Annotated in this window: 22 protein-coding genes; 16 read left to right on the top strand and 6 right to left on the bottom strand. The window is 61.7% G+C overall.

What is annotated here, in order from left to right; genetic code table 11:
* Positions 1-20: 20 nt before the first annotated feature.
* The 4 genes from ACYP5B_RS45070 to ACYP5B_RS45055 form a co-directional block, all read right to left on the bottom strand.
* Complete coding sequence (locus ACYP5B_RS45070; protein ID WP_459573905.1) at positions 21-368, bottom strand: hypothetical protein; 348 nt, start codon at positions 366-368, stop codon at positions 21-23.
* 346 nt (positions 369-714) lie between these two features.
* Entirely contained in the window at positions 715-1,212 is a 498-nt protein-coding gene (locus tag ACYP5B_RS45065) for a TlpA family protein disulfide reductase (RefSeq protein ID WP_459573904.1), read from the bottom strand.
* 52 nt (positions 1,213-1,264) lie between these two features.
* Positions 1,265-1,423 carry a high-potential iron-sulfur protein gene (locus tag ACYP5B_RS45060; protein WP_400097683.1) on the bottom strand — a complete coding sequence of 53 codons (159 nt, stop codon included), beginning with the start codon at positions 1,421-1,423 and terminating at the stop codon, positions 1,265-1,267.
* 153 nt (positions 1,424-1,576) lie between these two features.
* Positions 1,577-2,929, bottom strand: a complete 1,353-nt coding sequence (locus ACYP5B_RS45055) for a cytochrome C (protein ID WP_400097668.1) — start codon at positions 2,927-2,929, stop codon at positions 1,577-1,579.
* 302 nt (positions 2,930-3,231) lie between these two features.
* Between ACYP5B_RS45055 and ACYP5B_RS45050 the strand changes: the two genes are divergently transcribed.
* Positions 3,232-3,879 (top strand): lytic transglycosylase domain-containing protein, encoded by a 648-nt coding sequence (locus ACYP5B_RS45050; protein ID WP_459573911.1) that lies wholly within the window; start codon positions 3,232-3,234, stop codon positions 3,877-3,879.
* 81 nt (positions 3,880-3,960) lie between these two features.
* Here the strand turns inward: ACYP5B_RS45050 and ACYP5B_RS45045 are convergent, their stop codons facing one another.
* Positions 3,961-4,950 (bottom strand): peptidylprolyl isomerase, encoded by a 990-nt coding sequence (locus ACYP5B_RS45045; protein ID WP_459573903.1) that lies wholly within the window; start codon positions 4,948-4,950, stop codon positions 3,961-3,963.
* A 241-nt stretch (positions 4,951-5,191) separates the two neighbouring features.
* Here ACYP5B_RS45045 and ACYP5B_RS45040 point away from each other — a divergent pair, with 241 nt between their 5' ends.
* Positions 5,192-5,494 carry a hypothetical protein gene (locus ACYP5B_RS45040; protein ID WP_400097665.1) on the top strand — a complete coding sequence of 101 codons (303 nt, stop codon included), beginning with the start codon at positions 5,192-5,194 and terminating at the stop codon, positions 5,492-5,494.
* A gap of 826 nt (positions 5,495-6,320) precedes the next feature.
* Positions 6,321-7,151 (top strand): response regulator, encoded by an 831-nt coding sequence (locus tag ACYP5B_RS45035; protein ID WP_459573902.1) that lies wholly within the window; start codon positions 6,321-6,323, stop codon positions 7,149-7,151.
* A 152-nt stretch (positions 7,152-7,303) separates the two neighbouring features.
* On the opposite strand, the gene ACYP5B_RS45030 is transcribed toward ACYP5B_RS45035, so the two are convergent.
* Positions 7,304-8,440, bottom strand: coding sequence for a PAS domain-containing sensor histidine kinase (locus tag ACYP5B_RS45030; protein ID WP_459573901.1), 1,137 nt, complete (start codon positions 8,438-8,440; stop codon positions 7,304-7,306).
* A gap of 314 nt (positions 8,441-8,754) precedes the next feature.
* Here ACYP5B_RS45030 and gspG point away from each other — a divergent pair, with 314 nt between their 5' ends.
* The 13 genes from gspG (at position 8,755) to ACYP5B_RS44965 (ending at position 22,054) form a co-directional block, all read left to right on the top strand.
* Positions 8,755-9,276, top strand: a complete 522-nt coding sequence (gene gspG, locus ACYP5B_RS45025) for a type II secretion system major pseudopilin GspG (RefSeq protein ID WP_400097660.1) — start codon at positions 8,755-8,757, stop codon at positions 9,274-9,276.
* A 59-nt stretch (positions 9,277-9,335) separates the two neighbouring features.
* On the top strand, positions 9,336-10,538 hold the full coding sequence (locus ACYP5B_RS45020) for a type II secretion system F family protein (RefSeq protein ID WP_459573900.1): 1,203 nt from the start codon (positions 9,336-9,338) through the stop codon (positions 10,536-10,538).
* Between the two features lie 8 nt (positions 10,539-10,546).
* Positions 10,547-12,250 carry a GspE/PulE family protein gene (locus ACYP5B_RS45015; protein ID WP_459573899.1) on the top strand — a complete coding sequence of 568 codons (1,704 nt, stop codon included), beginning with the start codon at positions 10,547-10,549 and terminating at the stop codon, positions 12,248-12,250.
* Complete coding sequence (locus tag ACYP5B_RS45010; protein ID WP_459573912.1) at positions 12,231-13,139, top strand: hypothetical protein; 909 nt, start codon at positions 12,231-12,233, stop codon at positions 13,137-13,139. The genes ACYP5B_RS45015 and ACYP5B_RS45010 overlap by 20 nt, the downstream gene beginning before the upstream one ends.
* Positions 13,136-13,669: a hypothetical protein gene (locus ACYP5B_RS45005; RefSeq protein ID WP_400097654.1), complete on the top strand. Its 534-nt coding sequence runs from the start codon at positions 13,136-13,138 to the stop codon at positions 13,667-13,669. The genes ACYP5B_RS45010 and ACYP5B_RS45005 overlap by 4 nt, the downstream gene beginning before the upstream one ends.
* Entirely contained in the window at positions 13,666-14,232 is a 567-nt protein-coding gene (locus ACYP5B_RS45000) for a hypothetical protein (RefSeq protein WP_459573898.1), read from the top strand. Before ACYP5B_RS45005 ends, ACYP5B_RS45000 begins: the two co-directional genes overlap by 4 nt.
* On the top strand, positions 14,229-14,840 hold the full coding sequence (locus ACYP5B_RS44995) for a hypothetical protein (RefSeq protein ID WP_459573897.1): 612 nt from the start codon (positions 14,229-14,231) through the stop codon (positions 14,838-14,840). The genes ACYP5B_RS45000 and ACYP5B_RS44995 overlap by 4 nt, the downstream gene beginning before the upstream one ends.
* The gene (locus ACYP5B_RS44990; protein WP_459573896.1) at positions 14,841-17,165 is read left to right on the top strand and encodes a secretin N-terminal domain-containing protein; all 2,325 of its coding nucleotides are present in this window, start codon (positions 14,841-14,843) and stop codon (positions 17,163-17,165) included.
* Between the two features lie 3 nt (positions 17,166-17,168).
* A complete protein-coding gene (locus ACYP5B_RS44985; RefSeq protein WP_459573895.1) occupies positions 17,169-17,687 on the top strand; it encodes a type II secretion system protein in 519 nt (172 codons plus the stop codon).
* Between the two features lie 8 nt (positions 17,688-17,695).
* On the top strand, positions 17,696-18,085 hold the full coding sequence (locus tag ACYP5B_RS44980; protein WP_318235434.1) for a type IV pilin protein: 390 nt from the start codon (positions 17,696-17,698) through the stop codon (positions 18,083-18,085).
* Between the two features lie 65 nt (positions 18,086-18,150).
* Entirely contained in the window at positions 18,151-18,693 is a 543-nt protein-coding gene (locus tag ACYP5B_RS44975; protein WP_318235435.1) for a type II secretion system protein, read from the top strand.
* A gap of 261 nt (positions 18,694-18,954) precedes the next feature.
* The gene (locus ACYP5B_RS44970; protein WP_459573894.1) at positions 18,955-20,445 is read left to right on the top strand and encodes a multicopper oxidase domain-containing protein; all 1,491 of its coding nucleotides are present in this window, start codon (positions 18,955-18,957) and stop codon (positions 20,443-20,445) included.
* A gap of 13 nt (positions 20,446-20,458) precedes the next feature.
* Positions 20,459-22,054: a multicopper oxidase family protein gene (locus ACYP5B_RS44965; RefSeq protein WP_318235437.1), complete on the top strand. Its 1,596-nt coding sequence runs from the start codon at positions 20,459-20,461 to the stop codon at positions 22,052-22,054.
* Position 22,055: the final 1 nt, after the last annotated feature.

Raw genomic sequence — 22,055 nt, 5'->3', positions numbered from 1 at the left:
GGCCAGCTGCGGGTACGGCATCAGGCATGGGCGCCTTCGGTGAAGACGTCGACCTTGCCGCTGCGCGCGCCATCGGTGTAGGTATCGAAGCGGCGTGCCGGCGAAGCCGAAACCCCCGAGCGATCCAGCCCGGCGATGCGGGCGCCTTCGGTGAAGGTGTCCAGCTTGCCGCTGCGGGCGCCGTCGGTGAAGGCGTCGGTTGCGCGGAAGTCATAGCCGTACTTGTCGGCGGGCACCGAGGTGCGGAACTCATAACCGTACTTGTCACCGGCGTGGGTGTCCTTGGCGGAAGCGGCCTGGGCGGCGCCGATGGCGGCGAGCGACAGCACGAGGGTGGAAGCGAGCTTGAGGGCGAAGGTCTTGGTCATGATGTTCTCCAGTATCTTAAAATTCGTTGAATTTCATTGATTGTTCGCTGCGACTGCCAGAACGTTGCTTTGTTTGTGCGCGCCGTCCATGTAACGAACTATAGGAGAGTCATCGGTGCGTTAGACCAGTCATATCCGGATAGGTTATTCAGAATTTTTGAATTCGCATCGGTGGCATCGGGCACCTGGCGGAGCGCAGCCCGGACAAGGCGCCTTGGCGATGTTCCGGCTCTCCGCAATTAGGCGCTTGTCGCGCTTGTCGCCCTCCTGGTTATCGTCTTTGCAATTAAAAGCCGATGATCGGGAGGGAGTCCCGTTATTTGCAACGCGTGTGCGCAGCCGGGCGCTAAGGCCTGAGCAGCGGCATCACCTGCGTTTCAAGTTGCGGCAGATCGACGGTTGGCTCCGCGTGCCAGCCGTCCCGTTGCAGGACGCCATTCCGATCGATGACGAACGTGAACGGGATCCGCCATAGCCGGCCAAAACCCTTCACGTCGGCATCGCCGACAAAGGCCAGCGGAAAGGAGAAGGATTGCATCACCGACAGTGCCTCCGCCCGATCGCTGGCCTTGTCGATGTTGACAGCGATGACGTCCACCCCCAGCGCGTGATATTTCTCGTAGAACCCCTCAAGCGCGGGCATCTCCTTGCGACACGGCGCGCACCAGCTTGCCCAGAAATTGACGATCGTAACGCGGCCTGCCGCAGTGGCTGGCGTGATGTGTCGTCCGTCAGTGAGCTTGATGTCGAAGGCCGGGACCGGCGCGCCGACCTTTAGCTCGTCCGCAATAGCCGGCGGCAACACCGACAACAGCGCGGACAGCAGCATTGGCAGCGCGCGCATCACTGGGCTCCCCGGTGCATTCCGGATGATGGCCTCGAGGCGGGATGCGGACTCACCGGCGCGAAAAGGCCATGCACCACCCGTGAGGACTGATGGGGCCCTCCAGGATCTTGCAAGTGCCAGTATCGGACTCCGGCGTTGTCGAGGGCCTGAACGAACTACAGTCAGAGCACGAATGACCGTCCTTAGGGCTCTCCTGGTAATGGAGCATCCCTTTCGTCGCGGACCCGGCCTTGGCGGCCGGCGAGTGAATCGCGATTGGAATCAGGGCAATGGATCCCAGCATGATGGTGCCGCGACGAAGCAAATTCCTGCGCGACAACGGTATGACTTTTTTCACGACGCATCCTCCCTAATACATGCCCTAGAACATGAACCACGCATAGAAGAACAGCGTGTTGTTATCCGCTGCGCGCCTGAGCGTCGAATCGTAGTTCGAGTGGCTGCCATTGAACTTCGTATAGCCCGTATATTGAAGGCCGAAGCGAACGTTCATCTGTGGGTCCCAGGCAAACTTGAACTTCGGCCAATAGTTCAGCTCGACGATATAGCCCGTCGTATCCGGCTTGCCGGTGGTCGTGCCAAACCTTGCGAAATCGACGTCGCCTGTCACCTTGAATGCGCCGGCGGTGATGCCGTAGGTGCGGTCGTAGAGATAGGTGATCTTTGCTCGGGTCGAACGCAGGTTCGAGCTGGGATTGTCATTGCTCCCGTTGGGAAAGCCGGATCGCCAGTCGGTCTTCTCGTTGATCATGGCAGCCTGTGCGCTGATGATGTGGTGATCGTCCTTGCTGAAAAACTGGTATTGGGCATCGAATCCAAGGTCGCGAAACCGGTCCGCGGGTGTGCCGCTGCCTGGTACCTGGACCGAGGCGATCGTTCCAAAGTGGCCGATCGTGAAATTCTGGTGTTCGTTACCGAGGGTATAGGCAATTCGCCAGTACGGATTGGCGCCGGAGAGTGAAACTCTTTGATCATCCGGGGTGCCCGCGCGCAAAACCGAGAGTGCCCCTTTCGCCGTTTGATATGAGGTCGCCTCAAGGTACAGCGAATCCAGCAAGTAGGTATAGCCACCAAACCCGGCTACCCGCGCACCCGACTCAAGGAACGTTGATTCGCCTCGGCCTGGGGCCGCGATACTCGGGCTCCAGTATGGAAAGCTCCACGCCGGTATCGTATTGAAGACGTCTTGCGAGGTGGGGTTGTTATGCAATGTCAGGCCGAAGATCGTTGGCTTTTCCTCCGACCCGAACAGTTTCACCAGCCGCAGATCGGTATTGTCGAGCGCGCTATGCCCAACGAAGGTCTGGTTATCCGTGGTGGTGACATTGTTGTAGGTCCACTGGATGAAAGCCCCGGCGTTGTCCGTGATCTTTCCGCCGGAAAACAGGCTGATGGCCTCTGCAACAAACTCCTTATTCTTGCCGAAAAGCTTCTCGCCGGTCGACTTGTCGGTATTGTCGTTGATGGAATTGCGAGAGGCGACCGCCATCAGGGCGAGCGGAATCGTCTCGCGTTCACCCAGTGTGTACCCGCCCAGCTTGAACTTCCGCCCGAATGGTGTCAGCTCGGGATAGATCGTGTGACAGGACGCACAGTTCAGGCCTGTTTGCCTTGCAAAGAGCGGATTAGCTTCAACCCGCGGAACGAAGCCAAAACTGACGATCAACCAGAGCGTAAGTATGGCGTTTCTAATGACAGCACAGAGGGTCTTCATTGTGGTACTCCCGTCTGCCTTCGGTTCGGCTTTTAGTCATATAGGAAACTCTAGGTCAGCCACGCGCAGTCTTTAAGGGGGAGATCTACTCCCGCGCGCTTGGGTGCATCTACTATTGGCTTGGAGTAGAGGCGCCCAGGCGGACTGGCGGCAAGGCAACGGCGGAGTCGTTGAGATCGTGCGCGGCACAGGTGCTATGGGGCGTACCGGAATGCGATGGCTTGTCCTACCGCAGCAGTAGGGAACCAACCCATGCCGCATCGCATTGCTCATCTGCACAATGCAGTCTGGGGGAGATCCAGATGCGTGCTCGCGTGTTGCCGCCCTTGCTGAGAGCCGGCTTTCTCATTGCGTCCTTCGCACTGGGGCTGGCTTGCCCGCGCGTGGCAAAGGCACAGATCTTCGGCGCCGTCAGTGCCGATGGATCGATCATCCTGACAGACAGGCCGGGCAATCCGGCGCTGCACCTGGTGGTCACCTCCAGCGAGCCGACGGCGCGGGGCGCAAGAAAGGACAATGCAGCCGCAGCCTCCGCCGCGATAGATCCCGCTCAGTATGCCGAGATCATTGCCGAGGCGAGCCGCAATGCCCGGGTGCCGCCGGAACTGATATCGGCGGTGATCGTGGTCGAATCCGGATACAACCCGAATGCGGTGTCCAAGAAAGGCGCGCGCGGCTTGATGCAATTGATGCCGGAGACCGCCAGGCGGTTCTCTGCAGGCGACATACTCAATCCCCGCGACAATGTGCTGGCCGGCGCCAAGTACCTGCGTTTTCTCCTGGATCTGTTCAGGGACGATATTGAGCTGGCACTGGCGGCGTACAACGCGGGAGAGAATGCGGTGATCCGGGCGGGCTATCACATTCCGGCGTATGCGGAAACGCAAAGCTACGTGCCGATGGTGATGGCGCACTATCGGCGCCTGAGCGCAAGCAGGAGTTATCCATAGGCGTCGGGCGCGCTCGCATAGCGCTCGAGGCGAAGGACAAGCCGCCTCCCGCCGGTTGCCGGCAGGAGGCGCCTGCCATCGCTATTGCTGAATCGTCGCGCGTTGCATCTGGGCACCGATGAACCCAGCGCTCGCGTTCTTGAGGGCGAGCACTTGCAGCTGCTGGCGAATTGCGCCCTTCATCTGATCGAATGTCGGCACCTGAGTCGCCCGCTTGGCATCCAGCTTGACGATCACGCGCACGTTATCGACGACAACCGGCGCCGGCGTAACGCCGCCGGCGGATAGTCGCGTTGCGGCCTGCGCGACCGCTAGCGGCACGCCTTGCGTCTTTCCCTCGCTCACCGGCGTCTTGAAACTGACCCATGGCATTTCACCGCCGTCTTCCTTGCTCGCTGCAATGCTGTACTCGCGCACGAGCGCATCGAAGGCCGCGCCTGAACTCAATCGTTCAAGCACTTTCGCTGCCGTCGCATCGTCAGCCACGGATAGAATCCGCAGTTTGTACTCCTCATCGCCCATCGAGCCAACGATCTCCTGGTAGCGCGCCTTGACCTGCGCGTCGGTGATCGGTTCGGGACGGATGTTGTCCCGCAGGTAGAGTTCAGTCTCCGCAGCAGCCTTGCTTGCATTGACCGCTTCCTGTACCGCCGGCTTCATGCCGTAGTTCTGTTTTTCGGCACCCTGGCGCAACACCTCGCGCGCAATGAGTTCCTGCTTGAAGATCCGGCGCAGCTCCGGCGTATCCGGCTGACGCGCCGCGCGCATGGCGTCGTCGAGCCGCGCTAGCGGAATTGCCACGCCATTCACGATCGCCAACGTGTCCGTTGGCAAGCTGCCGTTGTCCTTGCTGGTGGCCCCTTGGGCAAAAACGGGTACTGCCTGGCCAAGCGCGCAGGCGAAGGAAACGGCTACGAGGGCCAAGGAGTGCGTTTTCATTTGCATATCCCGGTTGAGTGTCGTCAACAAGATTGCTGTCGTGGGTCGAGGATGGCGGCGGCACGCCGCGGTGCTTGATGCCTCCTGGCCCTTGCATTTTGGTGGCGGCCGGCCACGCTTGCCATGGGTCAACACCCTACAGATGAGGTAGGGCGGCCCACCAAGGCGCCGCATCGCACTGGTGACGAACGATGGGGTGCCGTGACCCGCTCCGCCCGACATAGGGGGATTCTACCCATGGCTTTTGGCGTGGATTCCCACTTTTCTTACTGCCTGCCTGGCCGAGCATAGTGGTAGAGCCCCGGGACTGGCGTCGCCTCGCGTCGCCCCCCGGATGTCCCGGGCCGTCGTTGAATCGTTGAGGGAGACCATCATGAACAAGCTCACCGCCTCTGCACTTGCCTGCAGCCTGGCGTTCATAGCCGCAGGTGCCGTTGCTGCCGTTGCTGCCGATGACACGGTAAGCGATATCGCCATCCAAAGCCTGATGAATCGCGAAGTCACGGCGCAGGAAGGGACCCAGAGCGATGCGGCGAACTTCCGTGGCATGGTTGCCGAGCCGATGAAGGACGAGCCGGCGAGCCCCGACACCATGAGCGAGCAGCAGATGAAAGACGAGCCGATGAGCCACGACAGCATGGCCGAAGATGGCGCAAGGAATTCGACGGATCAGTAGTCCGAGTGGTTGATGGCGAAGAGCCTGCGTATCTTGCCAGGGTTGTGCCGGTATTCCGGCTCACCGTGGTTGGGACGTGACGTAAGGCATCTCACCTCAGCACAGCAAAATCGCCCGGGCCCGCAGGGATAGCGAGCCCGGCGCGTCTCTAGCCTTGGCGCGTACCGTTGTCTCCTGCACTGACGGCCGGGTGCGTCCACGCCATCATGCGAACAGGCATCGTTTTGGCCAAGTTATGGTAAGACCGCATTAACCATATGTAGACCAACGATAGCGGGATGCTATTGTATTGGAGTTAATGCATTGATCTTGGAGTCCGAATGAATTGCGCCAAAGACCACCCTAATCCATATGGGTGGTGTATCTCCGTGCGTTTCCTTCCTAGCCTTGTATTACAGAAAGTTACGAAACGCGAAGACAAGCCGGGAGCGACCATGAAGAGCAAGCGCTGGGAGGGCTGCACCCGCCTGCTGCGATATCTCCATGCCTGCGCAGAGTCGCGTCGAAGCCATCTGGCCACCAAGCGTTGGGGGAGCGACTCCCTGGCAGGCCCCTTGATTTCGCGACGGGGCTGGCCGGTCAATGCGTACTACAGGGGCACCCAAAGTAGTACCTGCAGCACTCAGATCAACCGCGTAGCGAGGCGATCGCGTGACGCAGAACAGTTTCGTGCTCCGTCCCCCGGCGGGCACTTTTCTCATGCCAGCGGCACGTACGGCTGCGCAGTGTCTTAGATCAATCAATGTTCCAGGGGAGGTTATCGCCGATTTTAGCCAATCGCGGCACTGAATAACAGAAGAAAATAGGGTGGTAAAGGGAGGGGGAAGTGAATATAAAATATAAAGTTTTGATCGTGGAAGATCATCACCTTCTACGAAACGGACTACGCTCGATGGTATCCGGCATCGGTGAGTTCAACGTCGTCGGCGAGGCGAAAGATGGCAGGGAGGCATGTCATCTTGCTATCTCATTGAGTCCGGACCTGATCCTGATGGATTTATCGATGCCCGGCATGAACGGAATCGATGCGATCTCCGCGATCAGACGCCGTACGCCGGCTGTTCGGATCATCGCTCTCACTGTTCACCAAAGCGATGAATACGTTCGGGAGGCACTGCGCGCTGGCGTGGATGGCTATGTTCTGAAAGATTCTTCATTCGAGGACCTGGTTTTCGCAATGCATGCCGTCATGCAGGGAAAAAAACATCTGAGTGCGGAGATGTATGGGAACCTGGTCGAATCGTTTGTTAGCGGCAATGACCATCCGGCTTCGAATAAAAATGCGTGGGATGTTCTTACGGCCAGGGAGCGCAGCGTCCTGAAGCTGGTTGCGGAAGGCCGATCCAATAAGCAGGCCGGGCAGTATCTGAACCTCAGCCCAAAAACGATCGAAAAATATCGTGCCAGTCTGATGCATAAATTAGGGATCACAAATCTGACTGGATTGGTTCTGATCGCCATCAACATGGGCCTGATCACTTCCCTGGCCAAGCGATACTATGATCCGAATCGCGACGAAGAGCCGCCCCTGACGCATGCGCATGAAGCGCCCGACGACGGCGTGAGAGGCGGCGATGAAGTTCGGGACGGCCAGTCCGGCAGCGCTGCCGGAAACGAGGATCGGCTTGGCGGTCCTTGTACAGACGCTCCAGAATAGGCCGGCGGGTGCGGTGGTGGCACGCGGCGAGGTTCAAGGCAAAGCTGGCGCGGGCGGCACGAGGAAAGCCGCCTCTCGGAACTTGCGCGGCGATGAGGCACGTGCCCGGACTACAGGTCGATGCGGGCGCGTTGCCATTGTCCCGCGGCGGATCACGTTCTCCACGTTGCCGAGACAAGGGTTCCGCTGGACTCGCTTGACTGGAGCGAGAGACTCCCGCCGTTCGATTCGACCCGCTCCTGCATCCCGATGAGGCCCAGTCCGGAGAAAGATGCATCGTCGGCTGACAGGGGAAGCTGCTCAAAGCCGATGCCGTTGTCCTGTATCGTCAACAGGATGTCGTTGGCGTCGCGTTGCAATGTCACCCTGATCTCGGTTGCCACCGCGTGCTTCACGACGTTGTTCATGGCCTCCTGGGCCACTCGGAACATATCCGCTTTGAGACTGTCCGGCACCTCGTCTTCCCTGACCCGACAATCGAAGATGACGACGACCTTCCCGCTGCCGTGCTCTACCTGCCTGCACAGGGATGCCAATGCGGGGGCCAGGCCCAGATCGTCAAGCAGCCTGGGGCGCAGTTCGTTGCAGATCTGGCGCACCTCGCCGATGGTTTCACGGATACGCAGCACCGTGGTGTCAAGTAACGCAACGGCCTCCTCGACGTTACCCCGCTCGATGCGCAGCAGGGAATCTTCAACCATCAGCTTGATCAATGTCAGTGCTTGCCCAAGGCCATCGTGGAGCTCGGATGAGACCCGTTTGCGCTCTTTCTCCTGGCCGATCATCAGGTGCGTGTAGAGGCGACGAATATCCGATTCAGGCCGGCTCAGCGCCTCGATGCTGCCATCTTGCAGAATGACGGGTTCCTCGAAGACAACCAGGAACGCGTTGAAATTGCCCTCGCTATCCGCAATGGGTTGCTTGTGCAACAGGACTTCGGTGTCCCTACCTCCTCTGCCGCGCAAGACCGCGCCAAAGGAGTGAAACGCACTTGACGCACTGCCGGAGAATCCCTCGCTGACGCGTTTTTGATCGCTGTCCCGAACCAGTTCGACAAGCGACTTGCCTATCAGGTCCGCAATCGAGTAGCCAAACATCGCCGCGGCGCTGCTGTTCGCCGACAAAAACCGCCCGCCCGGCGCGAGAATCGCCAGAGCGGTACCGCGAACATCCGTGATCGCGCGCAGGACCCTGTTGCTTGAATCGATCGCGGCCATCATCTTGCGCATCGCTTCGGTGACGTCACGCAGCTTCAGATGCTCTCCTCCCTGGGGAGTGCTTGCGTCCATCGGAACTCCTAAAGTACTGATGCGGCCGCGGTCCGCGCGAGATGGACGGAAAGCGCCAGTCACCTCCTTACGCAATGGCGATGTCCAGGAACACGGAAAGCCGCCGCCTGAAGGCATTTCCCTTCGGGTGTGTCTTATTGTATGTACCCGCAAAGCCAAATGCCAATACGGCTCATTGCCGTAGGCATGTGGAGGGTCTCTACCCATGTCGTTCGGCGGGTATCCCTACTTCTTTCCCATCGTTCCCTAGCCAAGAATGAGAAAAAGGCCGCGGTTGGGGCCAAGGCAATCGCTCCGAGGGCAAGGGGTCTTCCATGCGCATCGATACGCAACTGAATCGGCTGTGCAGGCGCACATGCGGGCGCATATGCAGGCGCGTGCACGGGTGCTTATCCAGGCCAGGTGGCGGGCGGTGCATCGGGACGATCAGGGCCCGAACCAGGGGCTTTACGCTGCTGGAACTGCTGGTCGTCCTGGTCATCATCGGCTTGCTGGCAGGCCTCGTTGCACCAAAGTACTTCGCTCAACTCGGTAAGTCAAATATCAGCATTGCCAAGGCGCAGATCAGTTCCCTGGGCAAGGCGCTAGACCAGTATCGCCTGGATGTGGGGTCCTACCCGACCACGGAAGAGCGGCTCGAAGCCTTGGTGTCAAAGCCGCAGAGCGAGCCGCGCTGGAGCGGACCCTACCTGGAGAAGGCCGTGCCGCTGGATCCATGGGGCAGGCCCTATCAATACCACTCGCCAGGCGAGCACGGTGACTACGATCTGGTCTCCTTCGGAAAGGATGGACAAGCCGGAGGCGATGGCGAGAACGCGGATGTCACTTCCTGGTAAGCGTGCCCTGCCTGCGAGGAGGTAGCGCGCTGCTTGGATGGCCCGACAGGGAGAACAAGGTGAAGTACCTGATGCGCGTCTTTGATACCTGCGGTGAGGTGCAGTCGATCCACATCGACAGCGACTCGCCTGCCAGTGCGGCAGCAACCGCGCGCGCGCGCGGGCTGCGAGTGGTATCGATTCGGCTCACCGCCGGCGGCACGCGCGGGCCTGGCCGTTGGATGACGCTGCAGGTAACGAAATTCGACGTCGAGCTGTTTGCCAGAGAGCTGGCAGCCTTGCTCGATGCCGGTGTTGGTGTGATCGACGCTCTACGCACGCTGGGCAGCAATGAGCGCCGCGATGCCTCGGCAAAAATCTACCGGCAGCTGCTAAGGCAACTGGATGAGGGCCATGCGTTGTCCGCCGCGCTCGAGCATGCGGACAATGTCTTCCCGACTGTCCTGATTGCCTGCGTAAAGGCCAGCGAGCAAACAGGCGGACTTGCCGAAAGCCTGAAGCGATACTCACGCAATAGCGCCACGCTGAGGGAATTGCGTTCCCGGGTGGTCTCCGCGGCAATCTATCCGTGCGTCCTGATGGTCGTTGGTCTGGCTGTCGTCTTCTTCCTGCTGGCTTTTGTCGTCCCGCGCTTCGCGAACCTGCTCGAAAACAGCGGCCGCGAGCTTCCGCTGCTGTCGCGCTGGCTGATGGCGTGGGGCGGACTGGTCCACACGCACGGGTCTTCGCTGGCAACGGCCTTCGCGGTGTTGCTGCTGGCATCGATCGTGGTACTTCGCCGGGAGGGCGTGCGCGACTGGATTGCCGATCGCATGCTTGCGCTGCCGGGCATCGGCATGCATTTCCGCGTCTATCGCCAGTCGCAGTTCTTCAGGACCTCGGCGATGCTGGTCGATGGCGGCATTCCGGTGGTCCAGGCACTCGATCTCGCCCGTGGCCTGATCGGACGTGGCGACCGCGCGGCGCTCGCCACGGCGATGAATGCCATCCGCAATGGCGGAAAGATGTCCGACGCATTCCAGGATTGCGGGCTGGCAAGCGCGATCACCTATCGATTGCTGACCGTCGCCGAGAAGACCGGCAGCCTGGGCCCCGTGCTCGACAAGATCGCCGGGTTCCAGGAGGCAAAGGTGTCGCGTGCCATCGACGTGATCTCGCGCCTGGTCGAGCCCATGATGATGATCTTCATCGGCGTCGTCATCGGCGGCATTGTCGTCCTGATGTATCTGCCAATTTTTGAAATCGCCTCCAGCCTCCAATAGGTAACGCCATGGACCCGAACGGCACGAACATGGAAAGCGGGAGTGTTCAGTTCCGGGCCACCCTGCGCGAACTCGGCGAGCGCCACGGTTCCGGGATACGCGCCTTGGAGGCATTGTTCGCGCAACAGGCCATAGGTGCCGAAGAGGTTCTCGCGCAGCTTGCGGCCGAGTTCAGGATGACCCCGGTGAGCATCCGTGAGCTCCATCAACTCGAGCCGGAGTTTGACGTCCTGCCTTTCGTCGAGGCGGCGACCAGGCTATGCGTAGGCTTCCGGCAGGGCACGGGCCTGCTGTTCGTGATCGCCGACCCGCTGGACACGCGAACCCGCAGCTGCGTCGACCAGCGCATGCGCGCACGCCCCACCGTGCACTACAGCTGGGCGCTGGCCAGTGTTGGCGACCTGTCTGCCTACCTGGCCGCGCGCGAGAAGGATGTGCGCGCGCTCGATACGCTCGCGTTCGATGACCCGATCCAGCGCACCAATGACCCGTCCGCACTGGCCCTGACGCTGCAGGGCATCAGCAGCGATGACAGCGCGGTGGTGCGCCTGCTCAATTCGACGATCTACGACGCGTTGAAGATGAAGGCCAGCGATATTCACCTGGAATGCAGGGCGAACGGCCTGGTGATCAAATGCCGCGTGGATGGCGTGCTGACGGTCGTCGGCCGCGCGGAAGGGCGCGGCGTCGCCGACCAGGTGCTGTCGCGCGTCAAGGTGATCTCGGAGCTCGATATCGCCGAGCGGCGGGTGCCGCAGGACGGTCGTTTCAAAGCGCAGTACGCGGGGCGGGACATCGATTTCCGTGTGTCGATCATGCCGAACCTGTTCGGCGAGGATGCCGTGCTTCGCATTCTCGATCGCTACCAGCTATCGCAGGCGGCGGGAGGGCTGACGCTCGAGGCGCTCGGCTTCCAGGAGGCCGATATGCGCTTCATGCGCTCGGTTGCATCGATGCCGTACGGCATGCTGCTGGTGACGGGGCCCACGGGCAGCGGCAAGACCACCACCCTCTACGCAATCCTGACCGAAATCAACGACGGCCTCGACAAGATCGTGACGATTGAAGACCCGGTCGAGTATCAGTTGGGCGATATCCTCCAGATCCCGGTGAACGAAGCGAAGGGGCTGACGTTCGCTCGGGGGCTGCGCTCGATCCTGCGACACGATCCCGACAAGATCATGGTCGGTGAGATCCGCGACCCCGAGACCGCGCAGATCGCCGTGCAAGCGGCGCTCACCGGGCATCAGGTCTTTACGACCGTGCACGCGAACAATGTGTTCGACGTCATCGGCCGCTTCACCAATATGGACGTCGATCCCTATAGCTTTGTGGCCGCATTGAACGGCGTGGTGGCGCAACGCCTGGTTCGGCAATGTTGCGCCGAATGCGCGATCGAGGAGGCGGGAGACCCGGACGCGCTGGCACGTGCCGGGATCGATCCCGAGGCGGCGGCCGGCTTTCGCTTCCGACGGGGTCTTGGCTGCGCCGCATGCCGTGGCTCGGGATATCGCGGACGACGAGCCATCGCGGAAGCACTGCGGATGAACGACGAACTGCGCGAACTGCTGTCGGAGCGAGCACCGCTCGGCCGCATCAAGAACGCGGCGATGCGCCACGGGATGGAGACCCTGCGCACCGCGGCGGTCCGCCTGATGGCGAAGGGCGAAACGACCCTCGAGGAGATCAATCGTGTCACGATCGTCGAATGATGTCCTCGCAATCGGGCTGGGAACCTGCGCAGCCGCGGTCGGGGTGCGCCCCACGCGGCTGCAGTATCTGCTTGGCCTGGCGCAGCGTGCCCGGCGCAGGGTACAGGCTGTAGCCGCGCCGCCGGCCCTGCCGCCGGTCATCGAGCACGCCAGCATCGCCATGGCCGAGGAGCAGCAATTCTCCGAGCAAGGTGCGCTGGACGTCCTCCGCCAGGCATTGGCGCAGGTGCCCGGTACTCCTGGACGCGGGACGAAATCGAAGCGGCGCGCGTTCATCGTGCTCGATGATTTCTGGGCCAATCACGGAATCCTGCGGGGCGACTTCCGCACCATGCGCACGCGGGAGGTCGATGAAATCGCCCGGAGCTATTTCGCGGAAACGTTCGGGCTGGATGGCGATGCCATCGTGATCCGCACCGTGATGCAGCGCGGGGGGAGGGGGGTGTTCGCCAGCGCGTTGTCGAGATCGCTGCACGATGGCATCCGCGATGTCAGCGCGGCGGCGCGTGTGGAAGTGCAAGGCCTGATGCTGGGGCTGCCTCAGGCGATGAATCGGGCCCGGCATTCCGTCGACGGCAGCGCTTCGATGCTGGTGATGGTGGCCGAAACCGTACTGCACGCCGTGCTGATGGACCATCACCGCTGGGTGGCCTATGGCGCGCATCGCCTGTTTGCCGACGATGTCGCCGATACGCTGCGGCTCGCTGCCATTACCGAGCAAGTCTTCGAACGGTTCGCGAATACGCGACGAGAGGACTGCACGATCTACCTGGGCGGGATCGACCTCGATCCTTCCGCGTTCGAGCAACGGTTTGCCACCGTGCGCCGCTTGCAGGAGATCGTGTCGAGCGCCTCAGCGCCGCTGCGCTTGATGGGGTTCGCGCTATGATGCCGCCGCTCAAGATCGATTTCAGCCGGCGCCCGGCAACACTGGCGCCCACCGGCGTCGTGCTGCTGCTCCTGGCGGGATTGGTGCTGCTGCTCAGCGCCAGGGCCCTGTGGCGTGCATACCAGGACAACGATCGGGCTCGCACCCAGTTCGAGATCGCGGCGCGCGAGACATCCTCCAGCAAGCACCCGCCCAAGGCCGCTCCCCCCACGCCTGCCGCCAAACTGGCCGAAAAGCAGGGCGAGGCGATCCTGCGCGAGCTCACCGTGCCCTGGCAGAGCCTTCTGTCCATCGTGGAAGATTATCCTGCCCGCGACGTTGCGCTGATCGGTATTGATCAAAGTCCCGCGCAAAGCCAGATCCGCATCACGGCGGAGGCCAAGGATGCCGACGGGATGATCGCCTACCTGAAATACCTGCAAGGCAGCGTGCTCCTGCACGAGGCTGTATTGAGCGGCCACCTGATCGAGACCAACGTACCCGGGACGCCGGTCCGCTTCCAGATCGTCGCAGTGTGGAGAAAGCCATGAAGATGCACAGGCTTGCCGACCGGCTGTTGACCCTGCATTTCGAGATGCGGCGCACATTTGGCGTGCCAGGCCTGCTTGGCGCGCTGGCGCTAGGTGTGGCCGCCGTGACATGGACCGCGATTCCCACCGTGGAGGCACAGACGAGAGGCTTGCTCGACAGCACACGGCAGGCCCGTACCGCGAAAACGCGACATCCCGGCGATGCTAGCCGGGCGCCGGCCGACGTGAATTCCCTGGGCAAGCTGCCGGCCTTGTTCTCGACCTTCGCCGAGAGCGGGAACGACATCGCCGTGATCTTCTCCCAGGCGCGTGAGAGCCATCTGACCCTGGGGTCGGCACAGTACCAGATCGTCACGGAGCCAGGGGCGCGATTTACGCACTATCAGGTCGTGCTGCCGGTCAAGGACCAGTACGGCACGATCCGCCGTTTTGTGGCATCGGTTCTCAACAGCGTGCCGAACGCCGCGCTGCAGGAGATTCATGTTGAACGGCCGGCGGTGGATGGCAATGTTCTCGATGCGCGCATCCGCTTCGATCTGATCTATCGGGCGAGCCGGCCATGAACAGCGCTTTGGTCAGGAGGATGCTCATCGCCGGCACTGGGTTGGCGACCGCTGCATTGATAGGCTGGGACCAGGCGCCAGAGCACCGCGCGTCGAACGTGGTCTCCGCAATCAAGGCCGCCTATGGGCGCAGCATCCCGAGCAAGACAGGCGTCATGCCGGCCGCGCCTTCGGCTCCGACTGCGGCGACGCCGCGGCGCACGCAGGCAGCGGCGAGCGAACCCGCGGCACGCACGGTCGCCGAGATAGCGCCGCGCGAGCAGCTTGCGGCGTTGCGTGCGCCGCTGTCGCCAGATACGGCGCACGATCCATTCAGCGTTTCGTCATGGCTTCCCCCACCTCCGCCACCGGCGCCGCTTCCTGCGGCCCCGCCTCCCCCGCCACCCACGGCGCCGCCGTTGCCGTTTGCCTACGTGGGCGCGCTGGGTGCGGACGCTTCGAAGGAGCAGGTGTTCCTGAGCAGCGGCGACCGCCTGTTGATCGTCTCGCTGGGCGATGTGATTGACGGGCAATACCGTCTTGAGTCGATCACGGCAACAGGTGTGGCTTTTACCTATCTGCCGCTTAATGTGAAACAGGTCATGTCCACCCAGGGCGAAGGAAAGTAAATGAACTCCCCGCGCAGATCGGGCAATGCCTGCAGAGTAGACCACTGCAACGCGCCCTTCAGGTCGATAGCCGCGTCAAATTGCACGGCTCCTCCCGCGTCTTATGCCAGCTGCCACGCGTGCGGATTCGGCGCGGTTCTCATAGCGATGGTGCTCGGTGGCTGCGCGGTAGAGCCAGGCGCGCTGCGTACGGCGAGCATTCGTCAGCCCACCAATGCGGAAGTGCAGATGAACTACATGCACGAACGCAACGGCCAGATGAAGGCGATCCTGGATGAGGTGGATCGGCTGCGGGCAAGCGGCCAGTTTCATGAGGCCATCCTGAAGCTCGACGAGGCGAGCAGGATCGACCCGACCAGCGAGCGAGGGCGCAAACTCGGCGCAGCGCTCCAGATCGATCTGCGCGACCTTGTGATTCTGGCTGAAGCCGAACGGATGCTTCAACGCGGCTCGTATGACAGCGCGGCAGAACGTGTTCATGACGTGCTGATGGAGAATCCGACCAATGTTCAGGCGCAGCAGATGATGAGGCTGATCGAAGACAAGCGCCGGCAACTGCGGGCGGCGCGGGACGAGAAGAGCGCCGCCGCCTCCATCATGCGTACGCCGGTAACCCTGCAGTTTCGCGATGCGAATGTGCGGATGGTCTTTGAAGGGCTCTCCCGCACCTCGGGATTGAATGTCATTTTTGACCGCGATGTGCGCACGGACCTCAAGACGACGATCTTTGTCACCAACGCCGCGATCGAGGATGCGGTCAATCTGATCTTGCTGCAGAACCAGCTCGACAAGAAGGTCTTGAATGCGAACACGCTCTTCATCTACCCGGCCACGCCAAACAAGCAGCTGGAGTATCAAGAGTTGAAGGTCCGAACCTTCCAGCTGTCCAACATCGACGCCAAACAGGTGCAGGTACTTCTGAAGAGCCTGTTGAAGGTCAAGGAGATCGTGATCGACGAACACGCCAACACCGTGTCGCTTCGCGGTACGCCGGACATGATCCGGCTCGCGGAACAGCTGATTGCCGCACAGGACCTTCCCGAACCCGAGGTCATGCTGGAGGTTCAAGTCCTGGAGGTGTCTCATGAGCGGTTGACGGACCTTGGGATTGCTTGGCCAAACAGCTTCACGATGGCCACGCCAAGTACAGCGTCCACATGGGGGGCGCTGCACACGCTGCCTATCAACCAGCTGGTGGTCAGCGGGCTGTCGGCAACCGCCAACTTCAAGCTTAGCGATACTGACGCGAACCTGCTTGCCAGTCCGCGTATCCGCACCCGCAACAAGGAAAAGGCGAAAATCCTGATTGGCGACAAGGTGCCGGTGATATCGAGCTCGAGCACCCCAAGTACCAGCGGTCCCTCTTATGCGCAAAACATCCAGTACCTGGATGTCGGCATCAAGCTTGAGGTTGAGCCGCAGGTCTACCGCGACGACGACGTCGGCATCAAGATCAATCTCGAGGTCAGCAACATTACGAAGACGATATCGAGCAGCAACGCACAGACCGGCCTGAGCTCGCTGGCTTACCAGATCGGCACACGCAGCGCATCGACCAGCCTGCGACTGAGGGACGGCGAGACACAGGTGCTCGGTGGCCTGATTTCGGATGCCGATCGCACCACGGCGGACAAGGTGCCTGGCCTGGGCCAGTTGCCGGTTCTCGGCCGCTTGTTTTCGGATCACAACGGCGATCACATCAAGACGGAAATCGTTCTGCAGATTACCCCGCACATCATCCGGCCTCAACGCATCGCGGATGCCGACACGCGTGAAATCTGGTCGGGAACGGACGCCAATGTGCGCACCGAACAGTTGCGTCTCGATCCCACCCGCGCCGCGGCGCCCCCTGTTGATGCTCCCATCGCACCGGTCAAGCCAGGAAGGGTTGGCGGCGGTACTGTTGCGCCCGTGGCACCCGTCGCACCCGTGGTGCCCCTGGCACCGGCGAGTGTCGGCGGTGCGGCCGCAGGAGAGGGTGCAAATGCGGCTGCCGCCGGCAGCGCATCGCCGGTCTCACCGCCTCCGCTGCCGCCCAGAGGCTCGCTCGGGCAGGCTCCCGTGGCGCCACGCACGACCCCGCCACCGGATCCGTATGCGGGGCGGTTCCCGGCCATCCAGGCCGCGCCGCCGGCACCACCGCCTGCCGCTGCCGCGCCGGCTGATGCGAACGCCGGGCCGGACGCCACCGGCGCGGCAGGCGCGGCGGCAGTGCCTGCACCCGCGGCGGGGGCCTTTCCTGCGCCACCGTCAATCCTGAAGATGCCGCCGGGCGATATGTCCAGCGACAACCCACTCTACCCGATCCCTGGCGGGACGCATTGACCCATGACACCCCAGGCTATCTGCGCACGATGCCGCGGCCGCCGGCTCCCGCAGGGCCGCGGTTTCACCTTGATCGAGCTCGTGGTAACGCTGGCACTTGTCGGCATTGTCGCGCTGGCCATCCTGCCCTTCTCCGAGTTGATGGTGCAGCGTGAAAAGGAGCAGGAGCTGAGGCTGGCGCTGCGACAGATCCGTACGGCGCTGGACGCCTACAAGGACGCCAGCGACTACGGATCGATCGAAAGAGAAGTCGGGGCTTCCGGCTATCCGCCGACACTGACCGTGCTGGTGACTGGTGTCAAGGATGCAAAGGATCCGAAGGCCGGGCTGCTGATGTTCCTGCGCAGCGTGCCGCGCGACCCGTTCTTCAACGGCGACGCCACCACGCCGGCAGAGGACACCTGGAACTCGCGTGCCTATGGCAGTGTGGAGAGCAGCCCGCAAGGCGGCAATGACGTGTTTGACGTGACATCCAAGAGTGACCGCCTGGGTATCAACGGCATTCCCTACAAAGATTGGTGAGGCGCACGATGAAACCCGCTCGCAGCCGCAGGCTCAATGGGTTTACCTTGATCGAACTGGTGGTCGTGATGGCGATCATCGGTTTGCTGCTGACCATTGCGCTACCGCGTTACCTGCGCAGCATTGATCGCGGCAAGGAGCAGGTGCAACGGCAGAACCTGGCCGTGATGCGAGATGCGATCGATAAATACTTCGGTGACAACGGCCAGTATCCTGAGAATCTCGACGAGCTGGTGCTAAAGCACTATTTGCGCAGCGTGCCGGAAGATCCCGTCACGGGAGGCACCAGCTGGACGGTCATAGCGTCGCCGGATACGGATAAGTCCGGCGTCTACGACGTTGCGCCGGCGAGCGAAGCGGCGGCGGTTCCGGCCGCTACCGCGGCAACGGAAAAATGAACCGCCTTCGCCGTACGCGTTGTTCGAGGCGGCATCGCCGGGGTGACGGCGCCCACGGCCTGGTCTTGCTGACGCTGCTGATCGCCCTGATCCTTGTTTCAGTGGCATTGCTGGCCGCGCTGGATGTCTGGGCGCTGCAACGGCAACGGTTGCAGGAAGAGGAGCTGCTGTTCGTCGGCAACCAGTACAGGCTGGCAATCCAGCGCTACTACATGGCCGGCCGGACGCTGCCGGCATCGGTCGACGACCTGCTGGAAGACAAGCGCTTCCCGGTGCCGCTACACCATCTGCGACGTGCCTACCCGGATCCGATCACCGGGAAGAACGACTGGCTGTTCCTCCATGACGGCGACCGTATCTACGGCGTCTATAGCAAGTCCACGGCGCCGACGGTCAAGCACGCGAATTTCCCACGCCGCTACACGGATTTCGCCAATGCGAAAACCTATGGCGAGTGGCAGTTTATTTATCTGCCGCCAGGCCGCCGAAGCCGCGCGAGCAATGCCAATCCGGGTACGCAAGATTCGACCGGTCAGGCCGATGCAGCTGCCCGGCGCACAGGCGTGAACAACGCCTCTCCATTCAGTCCCAATGGGCGGTCCAGATGATGCACGCCGGCGCAGGAGCCTTCGATGGATTGCCCTACCGCATCAGTAGGGTGTTGACCCATGCAAAGCTTCATCGGCGTTATCCACAATACAAGCGTGGGGAGAGAACGAAAAAAGGGCGTCCCGGGAGCGAGACGGTTCATGGGGCGTGGCACTTCGCATTGATCAGTGATGACCGGCAAGGACGGGTGTCGTTGCCGCGGGCGTGGAAATAGATGTCCTACGGGAATCGCGCTGGCTGACCCGCAGGAAGGAGGTTATATGTTTAGTACTCGCATATATCGCGGCGGCTTGTCGGCGCTGGTTTTGCTTCTCTTCGCCTTACCCGCGGTCGCCCAGTCATTTCGGGTGCAATGTCCGGAAGAAACGCCGCTTCACCCAAAGTCGGCCGCGGGCGTTGTCAGCGATGGCATCAAGTGTCAGCAGATCTCGGGCGGTGACGGTTATGCAACGATGGGTGACGGCACGCAGACCTACTTGTTTGCCTTCGGTCCATTATCAGGCCTTACCGACATCCAAAACGGCCTCCCTGGCACGCAGAAGGCGTCCGTTTTTCGCAAGCCCATAGACATAGAGCCGAATGCCGCGGTCGGCCTCGTTCCGGATCCGGATGCCGGCGGCGCGATCACGGGCCACGTCGATGCACGGGCGATCATGGATGTCGGCGTCATGAACGGCAACATGCCGGCCCCCACCATGGCGATCGACGAGGACGACGAATTCTTCCTTACGCTGACGAACGTCGGCATGATCATGCGCCCCGACCTGTTCGAGCAGCACACGGTGCACTTCCACGGCTACCCGAACGCCTCCTCGTTTTACGACGGAGTGCCGGATGCCTCCGTCGCCATCAACATTGGCGGGAGCTTCACTTACTACTACCTGGCGCCGGATGCGGGAACCTACTTCTGGCACTGCCACATCACCCCGCCGGAGCACCTCCAGATGGGCATGGTGGGGCAGATCTATGTACGGCCACGCCAAAACCGGGTCCCTGCCGGGGCGTCGCTGTATGCCGCGTTGAAAGACCAGCAGAACGATCCGCGCACGAAGTGCGGCGGCGACATTCTGTGCTCGACGCCCCTGCCGGCAAAGGACAACGGTGCTACTCACAAGCCCGACAAGAGTGGCTCGCCGACCCTGTATGCCTACAACGACGGCGATGGCTCGACCGCCTACGACGTCGAGTATCCGATCCAAATCCACGGTTTTGATCCGAACTTCCACTTCGTCGGCATGACCTTCAACCCGGAGCCCTTTACCGACATGAAGGACAAGTACTTTCTGTTGAATGGGCGGAGCTATCCGGACACGCTGACGGCGGGGGCGATGAGTACACCGGTAGCGGATGGCACACCGCATTTTTCGCAACCGCTGCCAACGCTGATAAACATCCCGGTTGGTGGCAAGGCGCTGCTCAGGATCTCGGATCTCGATGTCAGCGAGTTCCAGACGCTGGCCTCGCTCGGCATCCCGATGCACGTGGTAGGCGTCAACGCCAGATTGTTGCGTGACATGGCGGGCAACAATCTGGCCTACGACACGAACTCAATCACGTTGGGTGGCGGTGAATCGATCGATGTGATCCTGGACGCAAGCGACATGATCCTGTACCCGGCGGGATCGACGTATTACCTGTACACGCCGAATCTGGATCACCTTTCGAATGACGCCGAGAACTTCGGTGGCTTGATGACCGAGGTCCACATCTGCAAGACGGTGGACCCGACTACCAAGGTCTGTGCCAATTAGTGGGAGAAGAGCCGTGGGCCACATTACCAGCAAAACGTGGATCGCGAATTTCGCGCGACTCGCCTCCGCTGTCCTCGCCGCGCTGCTCTGCGTGCCGGTGCAAGCCGCCGCGCCGGGTATCACCGGGACGCGTTTCGATCTGACTGCCGAGGCGGCCCGTATTAGCCAGCCCGATGGATCGAGTATCTATTCCTGGGGTTACGGGTGCCGGCCCGGCGGCGCTGCGCCGGCCGGTTTTTCGCCGGCGGCAATGCCCGGCGCGGCCTGTCCGAGTATGCAGATACCTGGCCCGACGCTGATTGTCAGAAAGGGTGACACCGTGACAGTGACGCTCAGGAACAACCTGCCGGCGGCCGCAGGCAACACCTCGATTCTCTTTCCCGGGTTCCAGGTCACCACGTCAAACGGCGTGCCAGGCCTGCTCACGAGGGAGGCCGCACACGGCGGGTCGGTCACCTATAGCTTCGTCGCAGCGACTGAGGGTACCCATGGCTATTACAGCGGCACGCAGGGCGACCTGCAGATAGAGATGGGATTGTATGGCGCGATCATTGTTCTGCCGACCACCGTACCTTCTGGCTGCCGTGCCGTCGGCAGCACGCTGCCGGACGGGCAGACTGACTACCGCAACGCCGCGGCGGCCTACTCTAACCCTGCCGCGTGCTACGACCGCGAGTACCTGTTCCAGTTCTCCGAGATGGATCCCCGCATCCATTCCCAGGCGGAACAGCAGGTCGGGACACCGGCCGGGAAGGCGTGCACACGGCCCAGCGGCTGCATGACGGTGGAGACCGAGCCCTACCATCCGGCTTATTTCATGATCAATGGCCGCTCCATGCCCGACGACATGGATCCGAATTATGCCGTGCAGTATCCGCACCAGCCATACAACGGCAATCCGCATATGCATCCCGGTGAGCTCGTGCTGCTGAGAATCATCGGTACCGGCCGCTGGCAGCATCCGTTCCATGAGCACGGCAATCACGTGCGGGTGCTGGCGCGCGACGGGAATCTGCTGCTCAGTCAGACCGACAATGCCTCGCCTGCCGGGCCACTGCTGTTCACCACGACGACCACGCCTGGCTTGGCGATGGATGGCATCTTCTACTGGACGGGCAGAGGCCTCAACTGGGACGTATACGGTCATGTCGAGGGCGGCGTGTACACCGACCCGAAGTTCCCCGGATACCTCGGCAAGCCAGTGGTCTGCAACCCGGACAAGAACGGATACTACACGGACGATCCGCTGGCGCCGAACTACTACGAGTGGTGCCAGGATCATAACAAGGCCCTCGAGACCCATCCGTTCGGCCAGGTCGGCAATGGCGGTCCCGTTACGCTGCCCGATGCGAACATCCTGACGAACGGTACCTGGTATGGCGGCAGTCCTTACCTTGGGCCCGATGCGACGGTCCGCGCTGTTGGCCCTACGGGCACCACGCCGCCCTCGGGCACGGTCGCGAACCCTCCGACGAGCGAAGCTGGGTTCGCCTTCATGTGGCACTCGCACAATGAGCGAGAGATCACCACGAACAATATCTTCCCGGGCGGGATGATGATGATGATGCTTGTCGATCCACAAGCCTTCAATATTAACGAAGCCAACTAGA

This window comes from Cupriavidus sp. 8B (genome assembly GCF_054589115.1).
Note: the sequence above shows the minus strand (reverse complement) of the source record. Positions and strands in the feature narration are given on the sequence as shown.